Annotated in this window: 15 protein-coding genes; 10 read left to right on the forward strand and 5 right to left on the reverse strand. The window is 72.3% G+C overall.

Translation table 11 applies throughout. The features are described 5' to 3' along the window. Positions 1–20 precede the first annotated feature (20 nt). The gene (locus BM339_RS02095; RefSeq protein WP_024934593.1) at positions 21–1,409 is read left to right on the forward strand and encodes a glycine--tRNA ligase; all 1,389 of its coding nucleotides are present in this window, start codon (positions 21–23) and stop codon (positions 1,407–1,409) included. A gap of 128 nt (positions 1,410–1,537) precedes the next feature. On the opposite strand, the gene BM339_RS02100 is transcribed toward BM339_RS02095, so the two are convergent. Further along, entirely contained in the window at positions 1,538–2,212 is a 675-nt protein-coding gene (locus BM339_RS02100) for a hypothetical protein (protein WP_143118262.1), read from the reverse strand. Between the two features lie 303 nt (positions 2,213–2,515). Here BM339_RS02100 and BM339_RS02105 point away from each other — a divergent pair, with 303 nt between their 5' ends. Beyond that, complete coding sequence (locus BM339_RS02105; RefSeq protein WP_075019745.1) at positions 2,516–2,950, forward strand: hypothetical protein; 435 nt, start codon at positions 2,516–2,518, stop codon at positions 2,948–2,950. A 64-nt stretch (positions 2,951–3,014) separates the two neighbouring features. Next, on the forward strand, positions 3,015–5,285 hold the full coding sequence (secD, locus tag BM339_RS02110; RefSeq protein ID WP_075019746.1) for a protein translocase subunit SecD: 2,271 nt from the start codon (positions 3,015–3,017) through the stop codon (positions 5,283–5,285). A 46-nt stretch (positions 5,286–5,331) separates the two neighbouring features. Here secD and BM339_RS02115 read toward each other — a convergent pair whose 3' ends face one another. Together BM339_RS02115 and BM339_RS02120 are read right to left on the reverse strand one after the other, a co-directional pair. Further along, a complete protein-coding gene (locus BM339_RS02115; protein WP_143118263.1) occupies positions 5,332–6,456 on the reverse strand; it encodes a DUF4190 domain-containing protein in 1,125 nt (374 codons plus the stop codon). Between the two features lie 109 nt (positions 6,457–6,565). Beyond that, on the reverse strand, positions 6,566–8,452 hold the full coding sequence (locus BM339_RS02120; protein WP_021597807.1) for a glycoside hydrolase family 15 protein: 1,887 nt from the start codon (positions 8,450–8,452) through the stop codon (positions 6,566–6,568). Between the two features lie 327 nt (positions 8,453–8,779). On the opposite strand from BM339_RS02120, the gene ppdK reads away from it, so the two are divergent. The 6 genes from ppdK to BM339_RS02150 all read left to right on the forward strand — a co-directional run bounded on the left by ppdK (position 8,780) and on the right by BM339_RS02150 (position 16,809). Continuing rightward, complete coding sequence (gene ppdK, locus BM339_RS02125) at positions 8,780–11,479, forward strand: pyruvate, phosphate dikinase (RefSeq protein ID WP_075019748.1); 2,700 nt, start codon at positions 8,780–8,782, stop codon at positions 11,477–11,479. A gap of 148 nt (positions 11,480–11,627) precedes the next feature. Beyond that, complete coding sequence (locus BM339_RS02130) at positions 11,628–12,422, forward strand: YdcF family protein (protein ID WP_024936011.1); 795 nt, start codon at positions 11,628–11,630, stop codon at positions 12,420–12,422. Between the two features lie 33 nt (positions 12,423–12,455). Further along, entirely contained in the window at positions 12,456–13,730 is a 1,275-nt protein-coding gene (locus BM339_RS02135) for a deoxyguanosinetriphosphate triphosphohydrolase (RefSeq protein WP_021597810.1), read from the forward strand. A gap of 116 nt (positions 13,731–13,846) precedes the next feature. Next, entirely contained in the window at positions 13,847–15,073 is a 1,227-nt protein-coding gene (locus BM339_RS02140; protein ID WP_075019749.1) for an NAD(P)/FAD-dependent oxidoreductase, read from the forward strand. A gap of 32 nt (positions 15,074–15,105) precedes the next feature. Then, positions 15,106–16,299, forward strand: coding sequence for an MFS transporter (locus tag BM339_RS02145; RefSeq protein WP_075019750.1), 1,194 nt, complete (start codon positions 15,106–15,108; stop codon positions 16,297–16,299). Between the two features lie 141 nt (positions 16,300–16,440). Next, positions 16,441–16,809, forward strand: coding sequence for a GtrA family protein (locus BM339_RS02150; RefSeq protein ID WP_021596623.1), 369 nt, complete (start codon positions 16,441–16,443; stop codon positions 16,807–16,809). Between the two features lie 18 nt (positions 16,810–16,827). Here the strand turns inward: BM339_RS02150 and BM339_RS02155 are convergent, their stop codons facing one another. After that, positions 16,828–17,697, reverse strand: a complete 870-nt coding sequence (locus tag BM339_RS02155; protein ID WP_075019751.1) for an LLM class F420-dependent oxidoreductase — start codon at positions 17,695–17,697, stop codon at positions 16,828–16,830. 134 nt (positions 17,698–17,831) lie between these two features. On the opposite strand from BM339_RS02155, the gene BM339_RS02160 reads away from it, so the two are divergent. Beyond that, positions 17,832–18,221 (forward strand): MerR family transcriptional regulator, encoded by a 390-nt coding sequence (locus tag BM339_RS02160; RefSeq protein WP_075019752.1) that lies wholly within the window; start codon positions 17,832–17,834, stop codon positions 18,219–18,221. Between the two features lie 4 nt (positions 18,222–18,225). On the opposite strand, the gene BM339_RS02165 is transcribed toward BM339_RS02160, so the two are convergent. Beyond that, on the reverse strand, positions 18,226–18,831 hold the full coding sequence (locus tag BM339_RS02165; protein ID WP_075019753.1) for a TIGR03086 family metal-binding protein: 606 nt from the start codon (positions 18,829–18,831) through the stop codon (positions 18,226–18,228). Between the last annotated feature and the right edge of the window lie 18 nt (positions 18,832–18,849).

Genomic DNA, 18,849 nt, shown 5'->3' on the forward strand with positions numbered 1-18,849 from the left:
AGCCGGATGGAGAATATTTCATGGCACGCCGTTCCGATGTGCTGGACACGATCGTCAACCTCGCCAAGCGGCGGGGCCTGGTCTACCCGTCGAGCGAGATCTACGGCGGGCTCCGCGCGTCCTGGGACTACGGGCCGCTCGGCGTCGAGCTGAAGAACAACGTCAAGCGCCAGTGGTGGAAGTCCATGGTGCAGGGCCGCGACGACATCGTCGGCATCGACTCGTGCGTCATCCTGGCGCGCGAGGTCTGGGAGGCCAGCGGCCACGTCCAGGCGTTCGTCGACCCGCTCACCGAATGCCAGTCCTGCCACAAGCGCTTCCGGGCCGACCACCTGGAGGAGGCCTACGAGGAGAAGCACGGCCGCGCGCCCGCCAACGGCCTCGCCGACATCTCCTGCCCGAACTGCGGCGTCAAGGGCTCCTTCACGGAGCCGAAGATGTTCAACGGGCTGCTCAAGACCTACCTCGGCCCGGTCGAGGACGAGTCCGGCCTCGCCTACCTGCGTCCCGAGACCGCGCAGGGCATCTTCATCAACTACCTGAACGTCCAGCAGTCCGCGCGCCGCAAGGTGCCGTTCGGCATCGGCCAGATCGGCAAGTCGTTCCGCAACGAGATCACGCCCGGCAACTTCATCTTCCGGACCCGCGAGTTCGAGCAGATGGAGATGGAGTTCTTCGTCAAGCCCGGCAGCGACGAGGAATGGCACCAGTACTGGATCGACGAGCGCATGCAGTGGTACGTCGACCTCGGCATCCGCAAGGAGAACCTGCGGCTGTACGAGCACCCGGCCGAGAAGCTGTCGCACTACTCCAAGCGGACCGTGGACGTGGAGTACAAGTTCGACTTCGTCGGCAGCGAGTGGGGCGAGCTGGAGGGCATCGCCAACCGCACCGACTACGACCTGACGACGCACTCCAAGGCGTCCGGCGCCGACCTGTCGTTCTTCGACCAGGAGTCCGGCGAGCGGTTCACCCCGTACGTGATCGAGCCCGCGGCGGGCGTCGACCGCTGCACGCTGACGTTCATGATGGACGCCTACGCCGAGGACGAGGCGCCGAACGCCAAGGGCAAGATGGAGAAGCGCACCGTCATGCGGCTCGACCGCCGGCTCGCCCCGGTCAAGGTCGCGGTGCTTCCGCTGTCGCGCAACGCCGACCTGTCCCCGAAGGCCCGCGACCTCGCCGCGCGGCTGCGCCGCAACTGGAACGTCGAGTTCGACGACGCCGGCGCCATCGGCCGCCGCTACCGCCGCCAGGACGAGATCGGCACCCCGTTCTGCGTCACCGTCGACTTCGACACCCTGGACGACGACGCGGTGACCGTCCGGGAGCGTGACACGATGAGCCAGGAGCGCATCGCGATCGGCCAGGTCGAGGCGTTCCTCGCCGCCCAGCTCGTCGGCTGCTGACACCGCGGACCGCCGGCACCGCCGGAGACCGCTACGGGCCGCCCCCGCGTGATGGGGGCGGCCCGCTTTTTTGGGAGCACACCTGGGAGCGTGTCCTTTGGGGAGCGTTCTTTCCGGGAGCGTCCGGGTCAGCTCGTGACGTAGAGGGACTGGTCGAAGGTGCCGGACCCGGCGGCGGTCTCGCCCTTGAGCGCGTAGGTGGCGGTGACGGTGGCGGTCGACGGGCAGAGGAAGCTGCCGCCGGTCTTGCTCACCTGGGCGTTCTGGACGCCGACCTGCGCCTCGGAGCTGCCGGTGTCGGGACGCGAGGCGTTGTCGCCGTTGAAGCCGTTGGCGGTCAGGTTGCCGCCGAACTCGCAGGTGATGCCGCCGAAGATGTCCACCGTGGCCCGGACGCTGAAGTTCGCGATCGTGACCGTGGCGTCGCGGCCGCCGGTGTGGCCCTCGTCGAAGGCGACGCTGCCGCCCGTCCAGGGCAGGTTCAGCGTCTCGATCGTCGCGCTGGTGGTCCCGGAGCAGGGGCCGCCGCCGTCGCCGCTGAAGGTGGCGCTGCTCACGCTGAGGTTGCTTCCGTCGGATTGGATGGACCCGGTCATGACCGACTCGGTGCAGGAGCCTTCACCGATCGATGTCGAGACCGTGGCGGTGCCGAGCAGCGAGGCCTGGACGTTGCCGGCGTAGGGGTCGGCCGTGGCCGAGCCCTGGCGGATGGTGGTGGTCGCGGCCGACGCGGGGGCGACCCCCGCGGCGAGGACGGCCAGGGCGGCGGTCCCGATGATCGCGGTTCGTCTCAAACGTGCCACCGGAAACTCCTCTGTCCGGTTCGGGGTGGGCATACGCGAAAGTAATTCGCGTATGGGGCGGGGGCAATGGATGGCGGCCGATTGCGGCCTGGCCGGATTGGGACACTTGCCAGTGTCTGCTGGTAAGGGGCCGTGGTGAGGGTTCGGCAACCTCTTTGTCACGCCGGGCCGCCTTGACGGCCGCGCGCTTCCGTGTTCCGGCAACGGACGGTGAACGGCGTCCCCCGCCCCCGGATCCTGGGTTAGGTTGGCGGGAACGGCCGGCCGCGGACGTCCGCCGGAGACCACGGAGGGAGGACCGGAATGCGCCACCCGGGCCGTTCCTCCCTGGCCGCGCTCCGGCCGCCCGCCGCGCGCCTGCTCGTCCTCGCCCTCGGCCTCTTCGGCTTCGTCGTCGCGCCCGCCGCACCCGGTGTCCAGGGCGGGACGTCCCCCCACGGGACGATCGCCGGCGTCCGCACCGGACCGGCGCAGACCGCGCCCGCCCGCCCCCGGGCCGCCACCAAGCCGCGGACGCCCGGCCGGGTCCAGGCCGTCATCACCGCCGTCGCGCTCCACGCGGCGGGGGCGGCGGCACCGCACGCCCAGCCCGCCCACGCGACCCTCCCCGCGTCCGGCATCGAGGTCAGGCCGCCGTCGCGGCGCGCCGCCCCGCCCGCCGCCGCGCCGGCCGCGCCGGACCTCGCGCCGCGCGGCGTCCCGCGCGGGCGCGCCCCGCCCGCCGCCACACGGATCTGAGCTTTCCCCTTTCCGCGGTGCCGCACGGGGACGTGCGGCGCCGAGCCCGTGTGGAGGTTTCCCTTTGACTCGCGCCAACGTGGTGCGGGCGGTACTGGCGTTCGCCGTGCTCGCCACATCGTTCTACTTCGCCTGGTCCAAGCCCGCCCGCCTCGGCCTCGACCTGCGCGGCGGCACCCAGATCGTTCTCGAGACCCAGGACTCCCCGACGGTGAAGGCCGACCGGGAGTCCACCGACCGCGCCCGGGAGGTCCTGCAGCGGCGCGTCGACGCGCTCGGCGTCGCCGAGTCGTCCATCACCCGGTCCGGCGACCGGCGGCTGATCGTCGAGCTGCCCGACGTCCAGGACCCGACCCGCGCGACCGCGGCGATCGGCAAGACCGCGCAGCTCACCGCACACCCCGTGGTGCCCAACGACGGCAAGCCCGACAAGGGGCAGCAGCTGATCCCGGACGAGAGCGGGCAGCCGATCATCATCGGCCCCGCGGCGCTCACCGGCGCCGGGATCGGCGAGGCGAGCGCCTCCTACGACCCGCAGAACCTCGGCGGCTGGGCCGTCAACGTCAAGTTCAAGGGCGACGGCGGCAAGACCTGGGAGAGGGTGACCGCCAAGGCGGCCTGCGCGATGGGCGACGAGCGGCGCGTCGCGATCGTCCTGGACGGCAAGGTGATCTCCTCGCCGCAGGTCACCGAGAGCGTGAGCTGCGGCGTCGGCGTCACCGGCGGGTCCACCCAGATCACCGGCGACTTCAGCGCCGGCGAGGCCAAGGACCTCGCGGCGCTCATCCAGGGCGGCTCGCTGCCCGTCCCCGTGAAGATCATCGAGCAGCGGGTGGTCGGCCCGACGCTGGGCGACGAGGCCATCGACGCCAGCGCCCGCGCCGCCGTCATCGGCATCATCCTCACGGGCCTGTTCATCGTCGCCGTCTACCGCCTCGTCGGCTTCCTCGCCACCGTCGCGCTCGCCGGATACGCGCTGATCTCCTACGGCGCCCTCGTCGCGGTCGGCGCGACCCTCACCCTGCCCGGACTCGCCGGATTCGTACTGGCCATCGGCATGGCGATCGACGCCAACGTGCTGGCCTTCGAACGGGCGCGGGAGGAACGGGCCGCGGCGCCCGGCCGCAGCGCGCGGGCGGCGCTGGCCGTCGGCTTCGACAAGGCGTGGTCGGCGATCGCCGACTCGGCCGTCACCACGCTGCTCGCCGGCGGCCTGCTGTTCTTCCTGGCCTCCGGCCCGGTCAAGGGCTTCGGCGTCACCCTGACCATCGGCGTGATCGGCTCCCTCATCTCCGCGATGCTGGTGAGCCGCGTCCTCACCGACGCCGCCGCCGCGCGCATGCCGAGGCTCGCCAAGGGGAAGGCGGGCGGCCTCGGCGGCGCCGGCCGGATCCGGCGGTGGCTGGAGGAGAGCGGCCCCGACCTGATGAAGCGCAGCCGGCTGTGGCTCGGCGTCTCCGCCCTCGCCGTCGTCCTCGCGGTGACCGGGATCTTCGCCCGGGGCCTGAACTTCGGCGTCGAGTTCACCGGGGGGCGCCTGGTCGAGTACTCCACCAGCCGGCACGTCGACATCGACACCGCCCGCTCCGCCGTCGCCTCCGCCGGGTTCCCGCGCGCCGTCGTCCAGACGTCCGGTCAGGACGACATCTCCGTCCGGACGACCGACCTCACCAACGAGGAGGAGCAGCGCATCAAGGACGCCCTCGCGAAGGAGGGCGGCGGCGCCACCAAGCAGCGCGACGAGCTGATCGGCCCGAGCCTCGGCGACGAGCTGCGCAAGAAGGCGCTCATCGCCCTCGGCGTCGCCCTGCTGGTGCAGCTCGCCTACCTGACGATCCGGTTCCGCTGGACGTTCGCGGCCGGCTCGGTGATCGCCATGTTCCACGACATCGCGATCGTCACCGGCATCTTCGCCTGGCTGGGCAAACCCATCGACGGCGTCTTCCTCGCCGCGCTGCTCACCATCATCGGGTACTCGGTGAACGACTCGGTCGTGGTGTTCGACCGCGTCCGGGAGAAGTGGACGGCCAACCCCAAGGGCCGCTTCGCCGACATCGCGAACCGGGGCACCCTGCAGACCGTCCCGCGGACGATCAACACCGGGATGGGGGCGCTGTTCATCCTGGCGGCGCTGGCGTTCCTCGGCGGCGACTCGCTGACCGACTTCGCCATCGCGCTCCTGATCGGCATCGTCGTCGGCACGTACTCCAGCGTCTTCACCGCGACGCCCATCGCCGTCGTCCTGGAGCGCCACACGAAGACCCCGCCTCCGCAGCCCAAGAGCAAGCGCAAGCCCACCCACCGCACCCCCGACGACTCCGGCGCCGTCGTCTGACACAGGGTGCCGCCGGCGCCCCCCAAGGCGCCGGCGGCACCCACGCTCACTGCGCCGGCACCAGCGACCGCCGCAGCGTGCCCTCCCTGGCCTCCAGGAGGCAGGTCACCTCGCGATCACCCGATCGCCAGCTCGCCTTCGTCGGCGTGACGTACGCGAAGTCGACGAGGTCGAGCGGCGGTGGTGCCCCCTTCCAGATCGCCGCCCCGCGCTCGGCACAGCCCTTGATGGCGATTTCCTCGATCGCCTTCTTTCCCGGGTAGTCCTTCCCCCGGATCTCGAAGATCGCGAGTACCTGGACCCGGTGCTCGTCGGTGCACTCGACGAGGGGCTGACCGCCGTAAACCACCCACTTCTCCATGCAGTCGCCCGGGTTCACGGGCCTCAAGGTCCGCGGAAGGATGTACGCGCCCGCGATCGGCGTGGTGAGCGTGTTGTTCTTCCCGACGTAGACGAGCATGCACGTCACCTCGCGCTTCCCGTCGTTCCAGTCCTCTCGGCCGGGAACCCCGGCCCGCGGGTCGAAGTCGGCGTCGATGACGTCCTTCACCTTGTCCGGGACGTGCTCCTTGCACACCGCCCCGGCCTGCTCGGCGAGTTTCGAGGCTCCCGGGTACGGGCCGGCGGGCAGCGTCGCCTTGGCGATGACCTCACCGTTGTGAGGATGGTCGCAGGCGCTGGGGAACACCAGCGGGTCGGCGGAGTCGTGGGTCTTCGCCGTGAAGCAGTCGCCGACCTTCAGCGTCGAGGGCAGCACGTAGCCGTCAGGCCGGGACGGGTCGGATCCTCTGCTCCCGGGCGAGAACACGGAGCCGCCGAGCACGGCCGCCGTGCCCGCCGCGGCGGCGAGCCACACGACCGAGGCGGCGAGGGCGGCGATGGCGAGGCCTCTGCCCTTCTCGCCGCGGCGGCCGGTCTGGACCAGCGCGGCGACGGCGAACCCGATCCCGAGCAGGACGAGCCCGAGGAGGGCGGTGACGAGCGCGACCACCGCGAGCGTGTTCGTTCGCCGCGGGACGCTGCCGGCCGGGCTCTCGGCCTCCGGTGGGGGCTCGGGTAAGCCGGTCGGCGGTTCGGTGGACGCGGCGGGCTCGGGGGCGTCGGGCGGGGCCCAGGCCGGGGGAGAGTCAGGGGTGTCCGGGACGTTGTCAGCGGGCGGCGGTGTGGTCACGGCGGAAACGTAGCCGGAACTCTCCGGAAAAGCGGCATTTCTGGCGGTCGTCGCCGACTTGTGATCAAGGAACCGGGTGGCCGGGGCGCGGGCCCCGGCCACCGCGGCGTCAGGCCAGGGGCGGTTGGGGTTCGCCGTTCTCGGCGCGGATCACCTGCATGACCGCGTTGATCAGGGCCAGGTGGGTGAACGCCTGCGGGAAGTTGCCGAGGTGCCGCCCGGTGTGCGGGTCGATCTCCTCGGCGTACAGCTGCAGCGGGCTCGCGTAGGACAGCAGCTTCTCGCACAGGGCGCGCGCCCGGTCCAGCTCGCCGATCATCACCAGTGCGCTGACCAGCCAGAAGGAGCAGATGGTGAAGGTGCCCTCCTCCGAGTCGAAGCCGTCGTCGGTCTCCGTCGCCCGGTAGCGCAGGACGAGGTCGTCCTCCGACAGCTCGTCGGCGATGGCGAGGACGGTCTCGCGGACGCGCTTGTCGTCGGACGGCAGGAACCCGAGCAGCGGGATCAGCAGCGCCGACGCGTCCAGGGCGGTGGCGCCGTAGTGGGCCGTGAAGACGCCGCGCTCGTCCAGCGCGTTGGCGAGGACGTCGGCGTGGATCTCGTCGGCGGCGGCCTGCCAGCGGCGCGCCCGCTCCTGGTCGCCGCGGACGCGGGCGAGCCGCGCGCCGCGGTCGGCCGCGACCCAGCAGAAGATCTTGGACGAGGTGAAGTGCTGCGGCTCGCCGCGCACCTCCCACATGCCGCAGTCGGGCGTCCGCCAGTTGGCGAGGGCGTCCTCCACCTGCCTGACGACGATCTTCCACAGCCGGTCGTCCAGCCGGTCGCGGCGGCGCACGAACAGGTAGATGGAGCCGATGATCGCGCCCCACACGTCGTGCTGCGCCTGCATGTACGCCTCGTTGCCGATGCGGACCGGGCGGGCGTCGTCGTAGCCGGAGAGGTGCTCGAGCGTGGACTCGGGCAGTTCCTCCCGCCCGTCCAGCCCGTACATGATCTGCAGCTTGCCCTCGGCGGCCTCGGCGACGTCGGTGATGAAGTAGAAGAAGTCGTTGGCCTCCCAGTCGTAGCCGAGCGTGTAGAAGGCCCACAGCGCCATCGTGGAGTCGCGGATCCAGGTGTAGCGGTAGTCCCAGTTGCGGTCGCCGCCCGGCGTCTCCGGCAGCGACGTCGTCGCGGCGGCCGCGACCGCCCCGGACGGCGCGAACGTCAGGCCCTTCAGCGTGAGCGCGCTGCGCTGCAGGTGGCTGCGCCACGGGTGGTCGGGGAAGCGGCCCCGGTCGAGCCAGTGCTGCCAGTGGTGGACGGTCCACACCAGCCGCTCCTGCGCCTCCTCCCATGACGACGGCGCCGCGTGCTCGCTCCACGACAGCGCCACGAAGCGGGACTCGCCCTGCTTGAGCAGCGTCCGGGACGTGGCGAGCGACCCCTCGAACCCGACGTTCATGTCGGTGCTGAGGCGTAGGCCCACGCCGTTCCCGCGCGCGACGGCCTCGTGGTACCCGGCGCCGGTGTGCTCCCACCGCGCCGGGGTCTGGCCGTAGTCGAACACCGGCATGCAGTCGAGCCGGACCTGGACCTGGCCGTTCACGCACCGGACCATCCGCAGCAGGACGTGGTCGGCGTCGTAGTCGGTGGGCGCCCTGCGGTGGGTGTGGGACCGCTCCGTCTCGTGGTGCCAGGGGCCCATCAGCAGCGCGTCCGTCACGACGAGCCAGCCGCCGTGCACCCACCAGGTGGTCTCCATCACCATGGTGCCGGGGATGTAGCGCTGCGCCGCGGGCACCTCGACGCCCGCGGGGCCGACCCGGAAGTACCCGGCGTCCCGGTCCAGGATGGACCCGAACACGCTCGGGGAGTCCATCTTCGGCAGGCACATCCACTCGATGTTGCCGCTCGGCGCGACCAGGGCGGTCGTCTCGCAGTCGGACAGGAACCCGAAATCGGCTATGGGGGCGAACGGATCTCCCGCCCGGCCGCCGGCGACTCTCGGCCTCACAACCTCACCTCCTTGATCCATCATTCCCTCTCCAGCGCGGTGGGTATGCCAGTCGTGCGTGCCATGGTCCGGGACGGCCCCGCCGGGTCGCGCGTTGCCGCCGTGTGTCCCCGGTCTCACCAGTGGAATAGACCATTATCCGCAGTCTGAGCTGGGATAACGCGCCCCGGCGCATGGGGCGCCGAGCAAGTCCCGACTTCGCGGGTACAGTCCCGGCAAACAGGACAGCGGACCCGCCGCCGCCTGGGGGAACGCGACGTCGCGCGCCCTCGTGCGGGCGGACCCGGAACTGTCACTGGGTGGAACCGGAGCGAGAAGGAGCTCCCCGTGCCGAAGTTCGTGTACGACTTCACTGAGGGAAACAAGGACCTCAAGGATCTGCTGGGCGGCAAGGGCGCCAACCTGGCCGAGATGACCAACCTCGGACTGCCCGTGCCCCCCGGGTTCACGATCACCGCGGAGGCCTGCCGGCACTACCTCGAGCACGGGACCCTGCCCGAGGGGCTGGCGGACGAGGTGAACCGGCACCTGGCCGCGCTGGAGTCCGCGATGGGCAAGAGGCTCGGCCAGAGCGACGACCCGCTGCTCGTCAGCGTGCGCTCCGGGGCCAAGTTCAGCATGCCGGGAATGATGGAGACCGTCCTGAACGTCGGGCTGAACGACGAGTCCGTGCACGGCCTCGCGGCGCAAGCCGGGGACGAGCGGTTCGCCTGGGACTCCTACCGGCGGCTGATCCAGATGTTCGGCAAGACCGTCATGGACATCGACGGCGACCTGTTCGAGGACGCGGTCGAGGAGGTCAAGCGGGCCCGCGGCAGCGACGACGACGCGGACCTGACCGCCGAGGACTTCAAGGAGCTCGTCGGCCGGTTCAAGGGCATCGTCCAGGAGCAGGCGGGGCGGGACTTCCCGACCGACCCGCGCGAGCAGATGGACCTGGCCGTCAAGGCGGTGTTCGACTCCTGGAACGCGCCCCGCGCCATCCTGTACCGCCGCCAGGAGCGCATCCCCGTCGACCTCGGCACCGCCGTGAACATCTGCTCGATGGTCTTCGGCAACATGGGCATGGACTCCGGGACGGGCGTCGCGTTCACCCGCGACCCCGCGTCCGGGCAGCAGGGCGTCTACGGCGACTACCTGCAGAACGCGCAGGGCGAGGACGTCGTCGCCGGCATCCGCAACACCGTCCCGCTGAAGGAGCTGGAGCGGATCGACAAGGCGTCCTACGACCGGCTTCTCCAGATCATGGAGACGCTGGAGAACCACTACCGCGACATGTGCGACATCGAGTTCACGATCGAGCGCGGGAAGCTCTGGATGCTGCAGACCCGGGTCGGCAAGCGGACGGCCGCCGCGGCGTTCCGCATCGCCTGCCAGCTGCTCGACCAGGGGCTGATCGACCTGGACGAGGCCGCCCGCCGCGTCACCGGCGACCAGCTCGCCCAGCTGATGTTCCCGCGCTTCGCGGCCCGGGTCGACGGCGTCCGCAAGCTCACCAAGGGCATGAACGCCTCGCCGGGCGCCGCCGTCGGCAAGGCGGTGTTCACCTCCGAGCGGGCCGTGGAGCTCGCCGGGCGCGGCGAGGACGTGATCCTCGTCCGCCGGGAGACCAACCCCGACGACCTCGCCGGGATGGTCGCGGCGCAGGGCGTGCTGACGTCCCGCGGCGGCAAGACCTCGCACGCCGCCGTCGTCGCCCGCGGCATGGGCAAGACCTGCGTCTGCGGCGCCGAGGAGCTGGACGTCGACGTCAAGAACGGGCACTTCACCGCCCCCGGCGACCTGACGGTGCGCGAGGGCGACGTGATCTCGATCGACGGGACGTCCGGCGACGTCTACCTCGGCGAGGTGCCCGTCGAGGACTCCCCGGTCGTCCAGTACTTCGAGGGGCAGCTGACGGCCGCGGACGGCGACGACCTCGTCAAGGCCGTCGACCGCGTCATGGCGCACGCCGACGCGCGCGCCGCGCTCAAGGTCCGCGCGAACTCCGACAACCCCGGGGACTCGGCGCGGGCGCGCCGGTTCGGCGCGGCCGGCATCGGGCTGTGCCGCACCGAGCACATGTTCCTCGGCGACCGCCGGCAGCTGGTCGAGAAGCTCATCCTCGCCGAGGACGGCAAGGAGCGGCAGGCCGCGCTGGACGCCCTGGAGCCGCTGCAGAAGAGCGACTTCGAGGGCATCTTCGAGGCCATGGACGGGCTGCCGGTCACGATCCGGCTCATCGACCCGCCGCTGCACGAGTTCCTCCCCGACATCACCGAGCTGTCGGTCAGGGTCGCGCTCGCGGGCGGGGACGCGGACGCCAAGGACCGCAGGCTGCTCGAGGCGGTCAACCGGCTGCACGAGCAGAACCCTATGCTGGGCCTGCGCGGAGTGCGGCTCGGTTTGGCGATTCCCGGCCTGTTCGCCATGCAGGTCCGCGCGATCGCCGAGGCCGCCGCCGCCCGCAGCCGGGCCGGCGGCGACCCGCGGCCGGAGATCATGATCCCGCTCGTCGGCGCGGTCCAGGAGCTGGAGGCCGTCCGGGACGAGGCCCGCGAGATCCTGGAGGCGGTCCGGCGGGACACCGGCGTCGACGTCCCCGCGCTGATCGGCACCATGATCGAGCTGCCGCGGGCCGCGCTGACCGCCGGGCAGATCGCCGAGGCCGCCGAGTTCTTCTCCTTCGGCACCAACGACCTCACCCAGACGACCTGGGGCTTCTCCCGGGACGACGTCGAGGCGGCGTTCTTCTCCCGCTACCTGGAGCTCGGCATCTTCGGGGTGTCGCCGTTCGAGACCCTCGACCGGGAGGGCGTCGGGCGGCTGGTCCGGATCGCCGCGGAGGAGGGGCGCAGGGCGCGCCCCGGCATCAAGCTCGGCATCTGCGGCGAGCACGGCGGCGACCCCGACTCGGTGCACTTCTGCCACGAGGTCGGCCTCGACTACGTGTCCTGCTCGCCGTTCCGCATCCCCGTCGCCCGGCTGGAGGCGGGCCGCGCCGCGATCGAGGCGGACGCGGAGTCCGGCGGCAGCGACAGCCGCTGAGCGCCCCTCCCGGCGGCCCGCCGCGCCTCACGGCGGCGTGCCGCCGGGAGTCCACCGGGCCCGCCGGGGAAGAAAGGGACCAACGCCACACACCGTCCTGGCGAACCTGGCGCATGTGCCGGACCATCTCACTAACGTGTCCGATGCGATGACGTTGGAAGTGGAATTGCCGGAGCCGCCGCCTGAAGACCGCGGAGCGGACGAGCCCGGGGACGAGGCCCCCGAGCCGAAGAAGCGCGTCCGGCGCCGCAGGCCCAAGTGGATCACGGTCCCGCTCGGCATCGTCACCGGGCTGCTGGCGATCGCCGTGCTGACGCCCGCCGTCGTCGGGGCGCGGATCTGGTACCAGGCCCGCCAGGACGAGCGCCCCCGCTCCGACGCGATCATCGTGCTCGGCGCCGCGCAGTACAACGGGGCGCCGTCCCCCACGCTGCAGTGGCGGCTCCAGCACGCCCTCGACCTCTACCGCAAGGGTGTCGCGCCCGCCATCGTGACCGTCGGCGGCAAGGCCCCCGGCGACAACTACACCGAGGCGGGCACCGGCCGCACCTGGCTGATCGAGAAGGGCGGCGTGCCCGCGTCCAGGGTCTTCGCGGTGCCCGTGGGCCGCGACACGCTGGAGAGCATGAGGGCCGTCGGCAAGGAGTTCGACCGGCACCACTGGTCGTCCGGCGTGATCGTCACCGACCCGTGGCACGGGCTGCGGTCCAAGAAGATGGCCGAGGACAACGGCATCGAGGCCGCCGCCTCGCCGACCCGCAGCGGCCCGAGCGTGCAGACCCGCGACACCCAGTTCAACTACATCCTCCGGGAGACCGGCGGGTACCTGTCGTACGTGCTGCTCGGCAAGAGCGTCCAGGTGCCGGACGAGACCATCAAGCGCATCCGCATCGACCCCTCCGAGACGGCCACCTCGGCCCCGCCCGCCTCGCCGGGCGGCTGATGCCCACCGCGCCCCTTTACCCTGGATAGGGCCATGACGACCAACGCGAACCAGGGGTATGCCGACCGCGACCGGCGGCGGTGGGCGCCCGAGCCCGCCAAGCGCCGCGACCGGACGGCGTTCGAGCGCGACCGGGCCCGCGTGCTGCACAGCGCGGCGCTGCGGCGGCTGGCCGCCAAGACGCAGGTGGCCTCGCCCGGCGCGGACGCCGCCGCCGACACCGTGCAGAGCCTGCGCACCCGGCTCACCCACTCGCTCGAATGCGCGCAGGTCGGCCGCGAGCTCGGCAAGTCGCTCGGCTGCGACCCCGACCTGGTGGAGACGGCCTGCCTGTCGCACGACATCGGGCACCCGCCGTTCGGCCACAACGGCGAGTACGCGCTCGACATCGTCGCCCGCGACTGCGGCGGCTTCGAGGGCAACGCGCAGAGCCTGCGCGTCCTGACGCGGCTGGAGCCCAAGTCGTTCGCGCCGGACGGCCCGCCGCTGCACGGGCGCAGCGTCGGGCTCAACCTGACCCGGGCCGCGCTGGACGCCGCGATGAAGTACCCGTGGTCCCAGGCGGAGGCCGTGAACGGCAAGTTCGGCGTCTACGACGACGACGTGGACGTGGCGCGCTGGGTCCGGGAGGGCGCCGCCCCGGGCCGGACGTGCTTCGAGGCCCAGGTCATGGACTGGAGCGACGACGTCGCCTACTCCGTCCACGACCTGGAGGACGCGCTGGTCGCCGGGCACGTCGACTTCGTCCGGCTCGCCGATCCCGCCGAGCGCCGCCTCGTCGCCGCGACGGCGGCCAAGTTGTACTGCCCGGACGCCGCGCCGGCCGAGCTGGAGGAGTGCTTCGCGGCGCTGCTGGCCGAGCCGTGCTGGCCGGACCGCTACGACGGCACCCCGCGCAGCCTCGCCGCCCTGAAGAACCTGACCAGTACCCTCATCGGGCGGTTCTGTCTGGCCGCCGAGACCGCGACCCGGGAGGCCTACGGCGACCGCCCGCTGACCCGGTACGCGGCCGAGCTGATCGTCCCGCGCGCGCAGCGGCTGGAGAACGCGCTGCTCAAGGGCATCACGGCGCACTACGTGTGGATCAGCCACGAGGAGATCAGGGCCCGCCAGCGGACGCTGATCACCGAGCTGGCCGAGATGATGCTGGCCGGAGCGCCCGGCACCCTCGACCCGGGGTTCCAGGACGCGTTCGTGGACGCCGGCGACGACGCGGCCCGGCTGCGCGCCGTGATCGACCAGATCGCCTCGCTGACCGACCTGTCCGCGGTGGCCCGGCACCGCAGGCTGGGCGATCGCGCGCGCTGACGTCCCGGGGGGCCGCGCGCGGGGGAGGAATATGCCCCGACGCGCCCATCGGCGGCCCTTGTCTCGTTACGGAGGCCGCTGTAGGGATAGCTACAGGTCAACTACAGGAGGTCGCCATGCCCGAGGAGACGTTCGTCATCGCCGGTGCCGGCCTGGCGGGTGCCAAGGCGGCGGAGACCCTGCGCGAGGAGGGCTTCGCGGGCAGAGTGGTCCTGGTCGGGGACGAGATCGAGCGGCCCTACGAGCGGCCGCCGCTCTCCAAGGGCTTCCTGCTGGACAAGGAGCCGCGCGAGAAGGCCCACGTCCACGAGGCGGACTGGTACGACAAGCACGACGTGGAGCTGCGGGTCGGTATGTCGGTCGCGTCGATCGACCGGGACGCGCACCAGGTCAGGCTGTCCACCAAGGAACCGATCTCCTACGACCGGCTGCTGCTGGCGACCGGCGCCACCCCGAGGCGGCTGGACGTCCCCGGGTCCAAGCTGCAGGGCATCCACTACCTGCGGACGATGGCCGACGCGGCGGCGCTGAAGCAGGCGCTCGCGCACGGCGGGCGGCGGGTCGTCGTGGCCGGGGCGGGCTGGATCGGGCTGGAGACCGCCGCGGCCGCCCGCGCCTACGGCAACGACGTGACGATCATCGAGCCGGAGCCGACGCCGCTGCACGCCGCGATGGGGCCCGAGCTCGGCGGCAGGTTCGCCGACCTGCACCGCCGCAACGGCGTCATCCTGCGGCTGGACGAGGGCGTCGCCGGCTTCTGGGGCGCCGGGCAGGTGTCTGCCGTCGTCACCTCGGGCGGCGCCGAGGTGCCCGCGGACGTGGTGATCGTCGGCATCGGGGTGAAGCCGGACACCGCGCTCGCGGAGGCGGCCGGGCTGGAGGTGTCGGACGGGATCCTCGTCGACCAGTCGCTGCGCACGTCCGACCCCGACATCTTCGCGGCCGGGGACGCCGCCAACGCCTACAACCCGCTGCTCGGGCGCCGGATCCGCGTGGAGCACTGGGCGAACGCGCTGAACGGCGGGCCCGCCGCCGCCCGCGCCATGCTCGGCCAGGACGTCGTCTACGACCGGGTCCCCTACTTCTTCAGCGACCAGTACGACCTCGGGATGGAGATGTCGGGCGCCGTGGCGCCGGGGGAGTACGACGAGATCGTGTACCGCGGCGACGCCGAGGGAGGGGAGTTCATCGCGTTCTGGCTGTCCGGCGGCCGGGTCGTCGCCGGGATGAACGTCAACGTGTGGGACGTCACCGGGGACGTGCAGGCGCTGATCCGCTCCGGGCGGCCGGTGGACGCGGTCCGTCTCGCCGACGCCGCCGTGCCGCTCGCCGATCTGGTGTGAGGGCCGACCGCCGGGCACGTACAGTCGGGCCGGTGGTCACGGAGAATCTCGCGGTGCTCGGGCGCGCCCGTCTCGCGGTGACGCTGGTGTTCGCCGCGCACGGCCTGATCGGCGCCGCCTGGGTCGCCCGCATCCCGCAGATCAAGGAGCATCTCGGGCTGGGCGAGGGCGCGATGGGCGTGGCGCTGCTCGGCGCGCCCGCCGGCCTCGTCGCGGCGGTGCGGTTCGCGGGCCCGATCGTCGCGCGGTGGGGGAGCCGGGCGGCGACGGCCGGGGCCGGGGTCGCCTGCGCGGTGTCGCTGGTGCCGCTCGGCCTCGCCTGGAACCTCGGCGCGCTGATCTGCGCCCTGCTGCTGATGGGCGCCTCCCTCGGCCTGATGGACGTGGCGATGAACGCGCAGGGCGTGGCCGTCGAGCGCGGGTACGGCCGCCCGCTGATGTCCGGCCTGCACGGCTCCTACAGCATCGGGACGCTGCTCGCCGCGCTGGCCGGCGCGGGTGCCGCCCACGCGGGGGTGCCCGTGCCGCTGCACCTGGCGGTGGCCGCCGCCGTCCTCGCCGTGCTGGTCCTGGCGTCCTGCAGGAACCTGCTCGACCGTTCCGCGGACGCCGTGCCCGAGCCGGCCGGCGCCGTGCCCGCCGCCGGGCCGCGGTCCCGGTGGCCGCTGCTCATGCTCGGCGTGATCGGGCTGTGCTCGTTCGTCGGCGAGGGCGCCATGGCGGACTGGAGCGCGATCCACCTGCGGGAGAACCTCGGCACCGGGCCCGGCGTGGCGGGCCTCGGCTACGCCGGGTGCGCGGTGGCGATGACCGTGGGGCGGCTCACCGGCGACCAGGTGGTCGCGCGCTTCGGGCCGGTCCGGGTGCTGCGGGCGGGCTCGCTGCTCGCCGCGCTCGGTCTCGGGCTGGGTCTCGCGGCCGGCGACCCGACCGCGGCGGTGGCCGGTTTCACGCTGTTCGGCCTCGGGGTCGCGGTGGTGGCGCCCGTCACGTTCAGCGCGGCCGGCAACGTCCCCGGCGTGCCCGCCGCGGCCGGGATCTCCCGGGTCACCGGGGTCGGCTACCTCGGCCTGCTCGGCGGCCCGCCGGTCATCGGGTTCGTCGCGCAGGGCGTGGGGCTGACGTGGGCGCTGGCCGTCCCGGTGGCGCTGGCCGGGCTGATCGTCCTGCTGGCCCCGGCGGCCGCCACGGCGGGTCGCGGGCCGGTCACGGATCCTGATCTTTGACCGGCTTGCGACTTCCGTATATGTCCTACTCAGGTAAGGTCTGGGCGGGTGGACACCATGCAGCGGTCGAGACCCGCTAAAACGGTCTCGTCCGCCCCGGCGTACCGGACATTCCTCCGTGAACTCCTCAGTTTTGGTTTCGTGGGGTGCGTCGGCACGCTGATCATGATCTTCGGCGCCAACCTGATGCGCGCGTGGCTCGGCGGCAGCCCGGTCACCAGCGTCGTGGTGCCGGCCGTGGTGTCCACGCTGTCCTCCTACCTGCTCAACCGCTTCTGGACGTTCCGGCACCGCGACAGCGACGGCTCCGGCCGGGAGGTCGCGATCTTCTTCGCGCTGAACGGCGTCGGCCTGCTGATCCAGGTGCTGTGCACCGGCTTCACCTACTACACCCTCGGCCTCCACGGCGGGGTCGCCTACAACCTCGGGCTGCTCGCCGGCGTCGGGCTCGGCTCGGCGTTCCGCTACTGGTCGTACAAGAAGTGGGTGTTCACCCCCGCCGCGGCGTGAGGCCGCCCAGCGTCCGGCTCAGCGGCCGGCCGGGACGATCTTCTCGGTCCGGGTGAGGGCCTCGGCGAGGACGGGGGCGAGGTCCTGCCCGGTGCGCTGCGAGAAGATCGCGTGGTCGATGCCGCGCTCCGCGAGCCGCCCGATCGTGTCGGCGGCCTGGTCGGCCGACGGCGTGCCCTCCAGCAGTGTCAGCGCCGTCTTCTCGATCTCGCCGTAGTCGCGGCCCTCGCGCTCGCAGTGCTCCCGCAGCACGTCCAGCTTGTGCGGCAGTTCGTCGCCGTCGAAGAGGTTGCAGGCGTCGGCGTACTTCGCGACGAACCGGAGCGTCTTCTTCTCCCCGCCTCCGCCGATGAGGATCGGCGGGTGCGGGCGGCGCAGCGCGGGCGGCGAGTTCAGGGGCCGCTCCAGCCTGTAGTGCTCGCCCTCGAACGGCGCCTCGTCGCCCTCCCACATCTGGCGGGCGATCCGCAGCGTCTCCTCCAGCCGTTCGAAACGCTCCGCGGTGGGCGGGAACGCGACGCCGAGGCCCCGCGACTCCTCCTCGTTCCACGCCGCGCCGATGCCGAGCCAGGCCCGCCCGCCCGACAGGACGTCCAGCGTCGTCACCGTCTTGACGAGGATGCCGGGCTCCCGGTACGTGACGCCGGTGACCATCGTCCCGAGCGTGATCCGCTCGGTGAGCGCGGCCGCGTAGGCGAGCGCGGTGTAGCCCTCGAGCATGGGGTCCTCCGAGGGCCCCACCCCGCGGATCTGGAAGAAGTGGTCCATCACCCACAGCGAGTGCAGCCCGCCCTGGTCGGCCTCGCGGGCCATGCGCCCGAACGCCGGGGCGATCTCCTCGGGGCCGCCGGGGTGGGTGAAGCTCGGAATCTGGAGTCCAACGCGCATGGCCGTCCCTCACGTCTCGTAGCGGGTCTTCGCTTTCTCAGCCGTCACTTCCCACTCTGTGACCTGGAGCGCACTCCAGGTCAAGTGCGGCCGGCGTTGACCTGGAGTGCACTCCAGGTGCGATCCTGGGAGACGTGAGTCACTACTCTCCCGCGGAGACCGCCGAGAAGAGCGGTTTCAGCATCGACACGCTGCGTTACTACGAGAAGATCGGGCTGCTGTCGGGGATCGCGCGGAACGCGTCCGGGCGGCGCGTGTTCAGTGACGGCGACCTGCAGTGGCTCGGGATGCTGCGCTGCCTGCGCGGCACCGGGATGCCGATCGCCGAGATGCTGCGCTACTCCGAGCTGGCCCGCGGCGGAGGCGAGACCGTCCATGAGCGGCTCGAACTGCTGCAGGAGCACGACCGCCGGGTCGAGGAGCAGATCGCGACGCTGCGCGCGCAGCAGGAGCAGATCAAGACGAAGATCGGCTACTACCGGGACGCCGCCGCGCTCTGCACCCCCGCCACCGCCACGGCCTGACGGGTCAGCGCCACCCGGGCGCGCGGCCCAGCATGCGCAGCAGCCGGTCCTCCGGCCGGGCGCCGTCCGGGGAGGGGACGGACGGGGCGAACGGCTCGCCGGCACCCCGGCCGTCCTCGGGGACGATCGCGGCGACCTTCAGCGCCGCGCCGACCAGGTCCTCAGCGGGCTCCCACGGGACGCCGATCGTGGCCGCGACGTCCCACGCGTGGACGACCAGGTCGACGAGGTGGAAGCCGATCGCCAGGGACGCGGGGAAGGCGCCGCCGTCGCGGATCTCCGGGAGGACGAGCTCGGCGTCCAGGGCCACGTCGGCGAACGCGCGGGTCACCAGATCGGCGGAGGCCTTCGCGGCCTCGCGGGGATCGTCGCCGAGGTCGCCGCTCCGCCAGCGGGACAGGCGCCCGCCCTCGCCCCGTGCGGCCGCGGCGAAGCCCTCGTCCTGGCTGACCTGGTGGCGCAGGAGGCCGTGCAGGGTCCAGTCGGGGCATGGCGTGGGCAGCGTGAGCGCGTCCGGCTTCACCCGCGCGACGGTGGCCACGTAGAGGCCGGCCGCCTTCCGGTCCAGCGGGCGGAAGTCGGCGGTGAGCAGTTCGGTGAGCAGATCCATGCCGTCCACGCTAGGAAC

The organism is Actinomadura madurae (assembly GCF_900115095.1).
Lineage (GTDB): Bacteria > Actinomycetota > Actinomycetes > Streptosporangiales > Streptosporangiaceae > Spirillospora > Spirillospora madurae.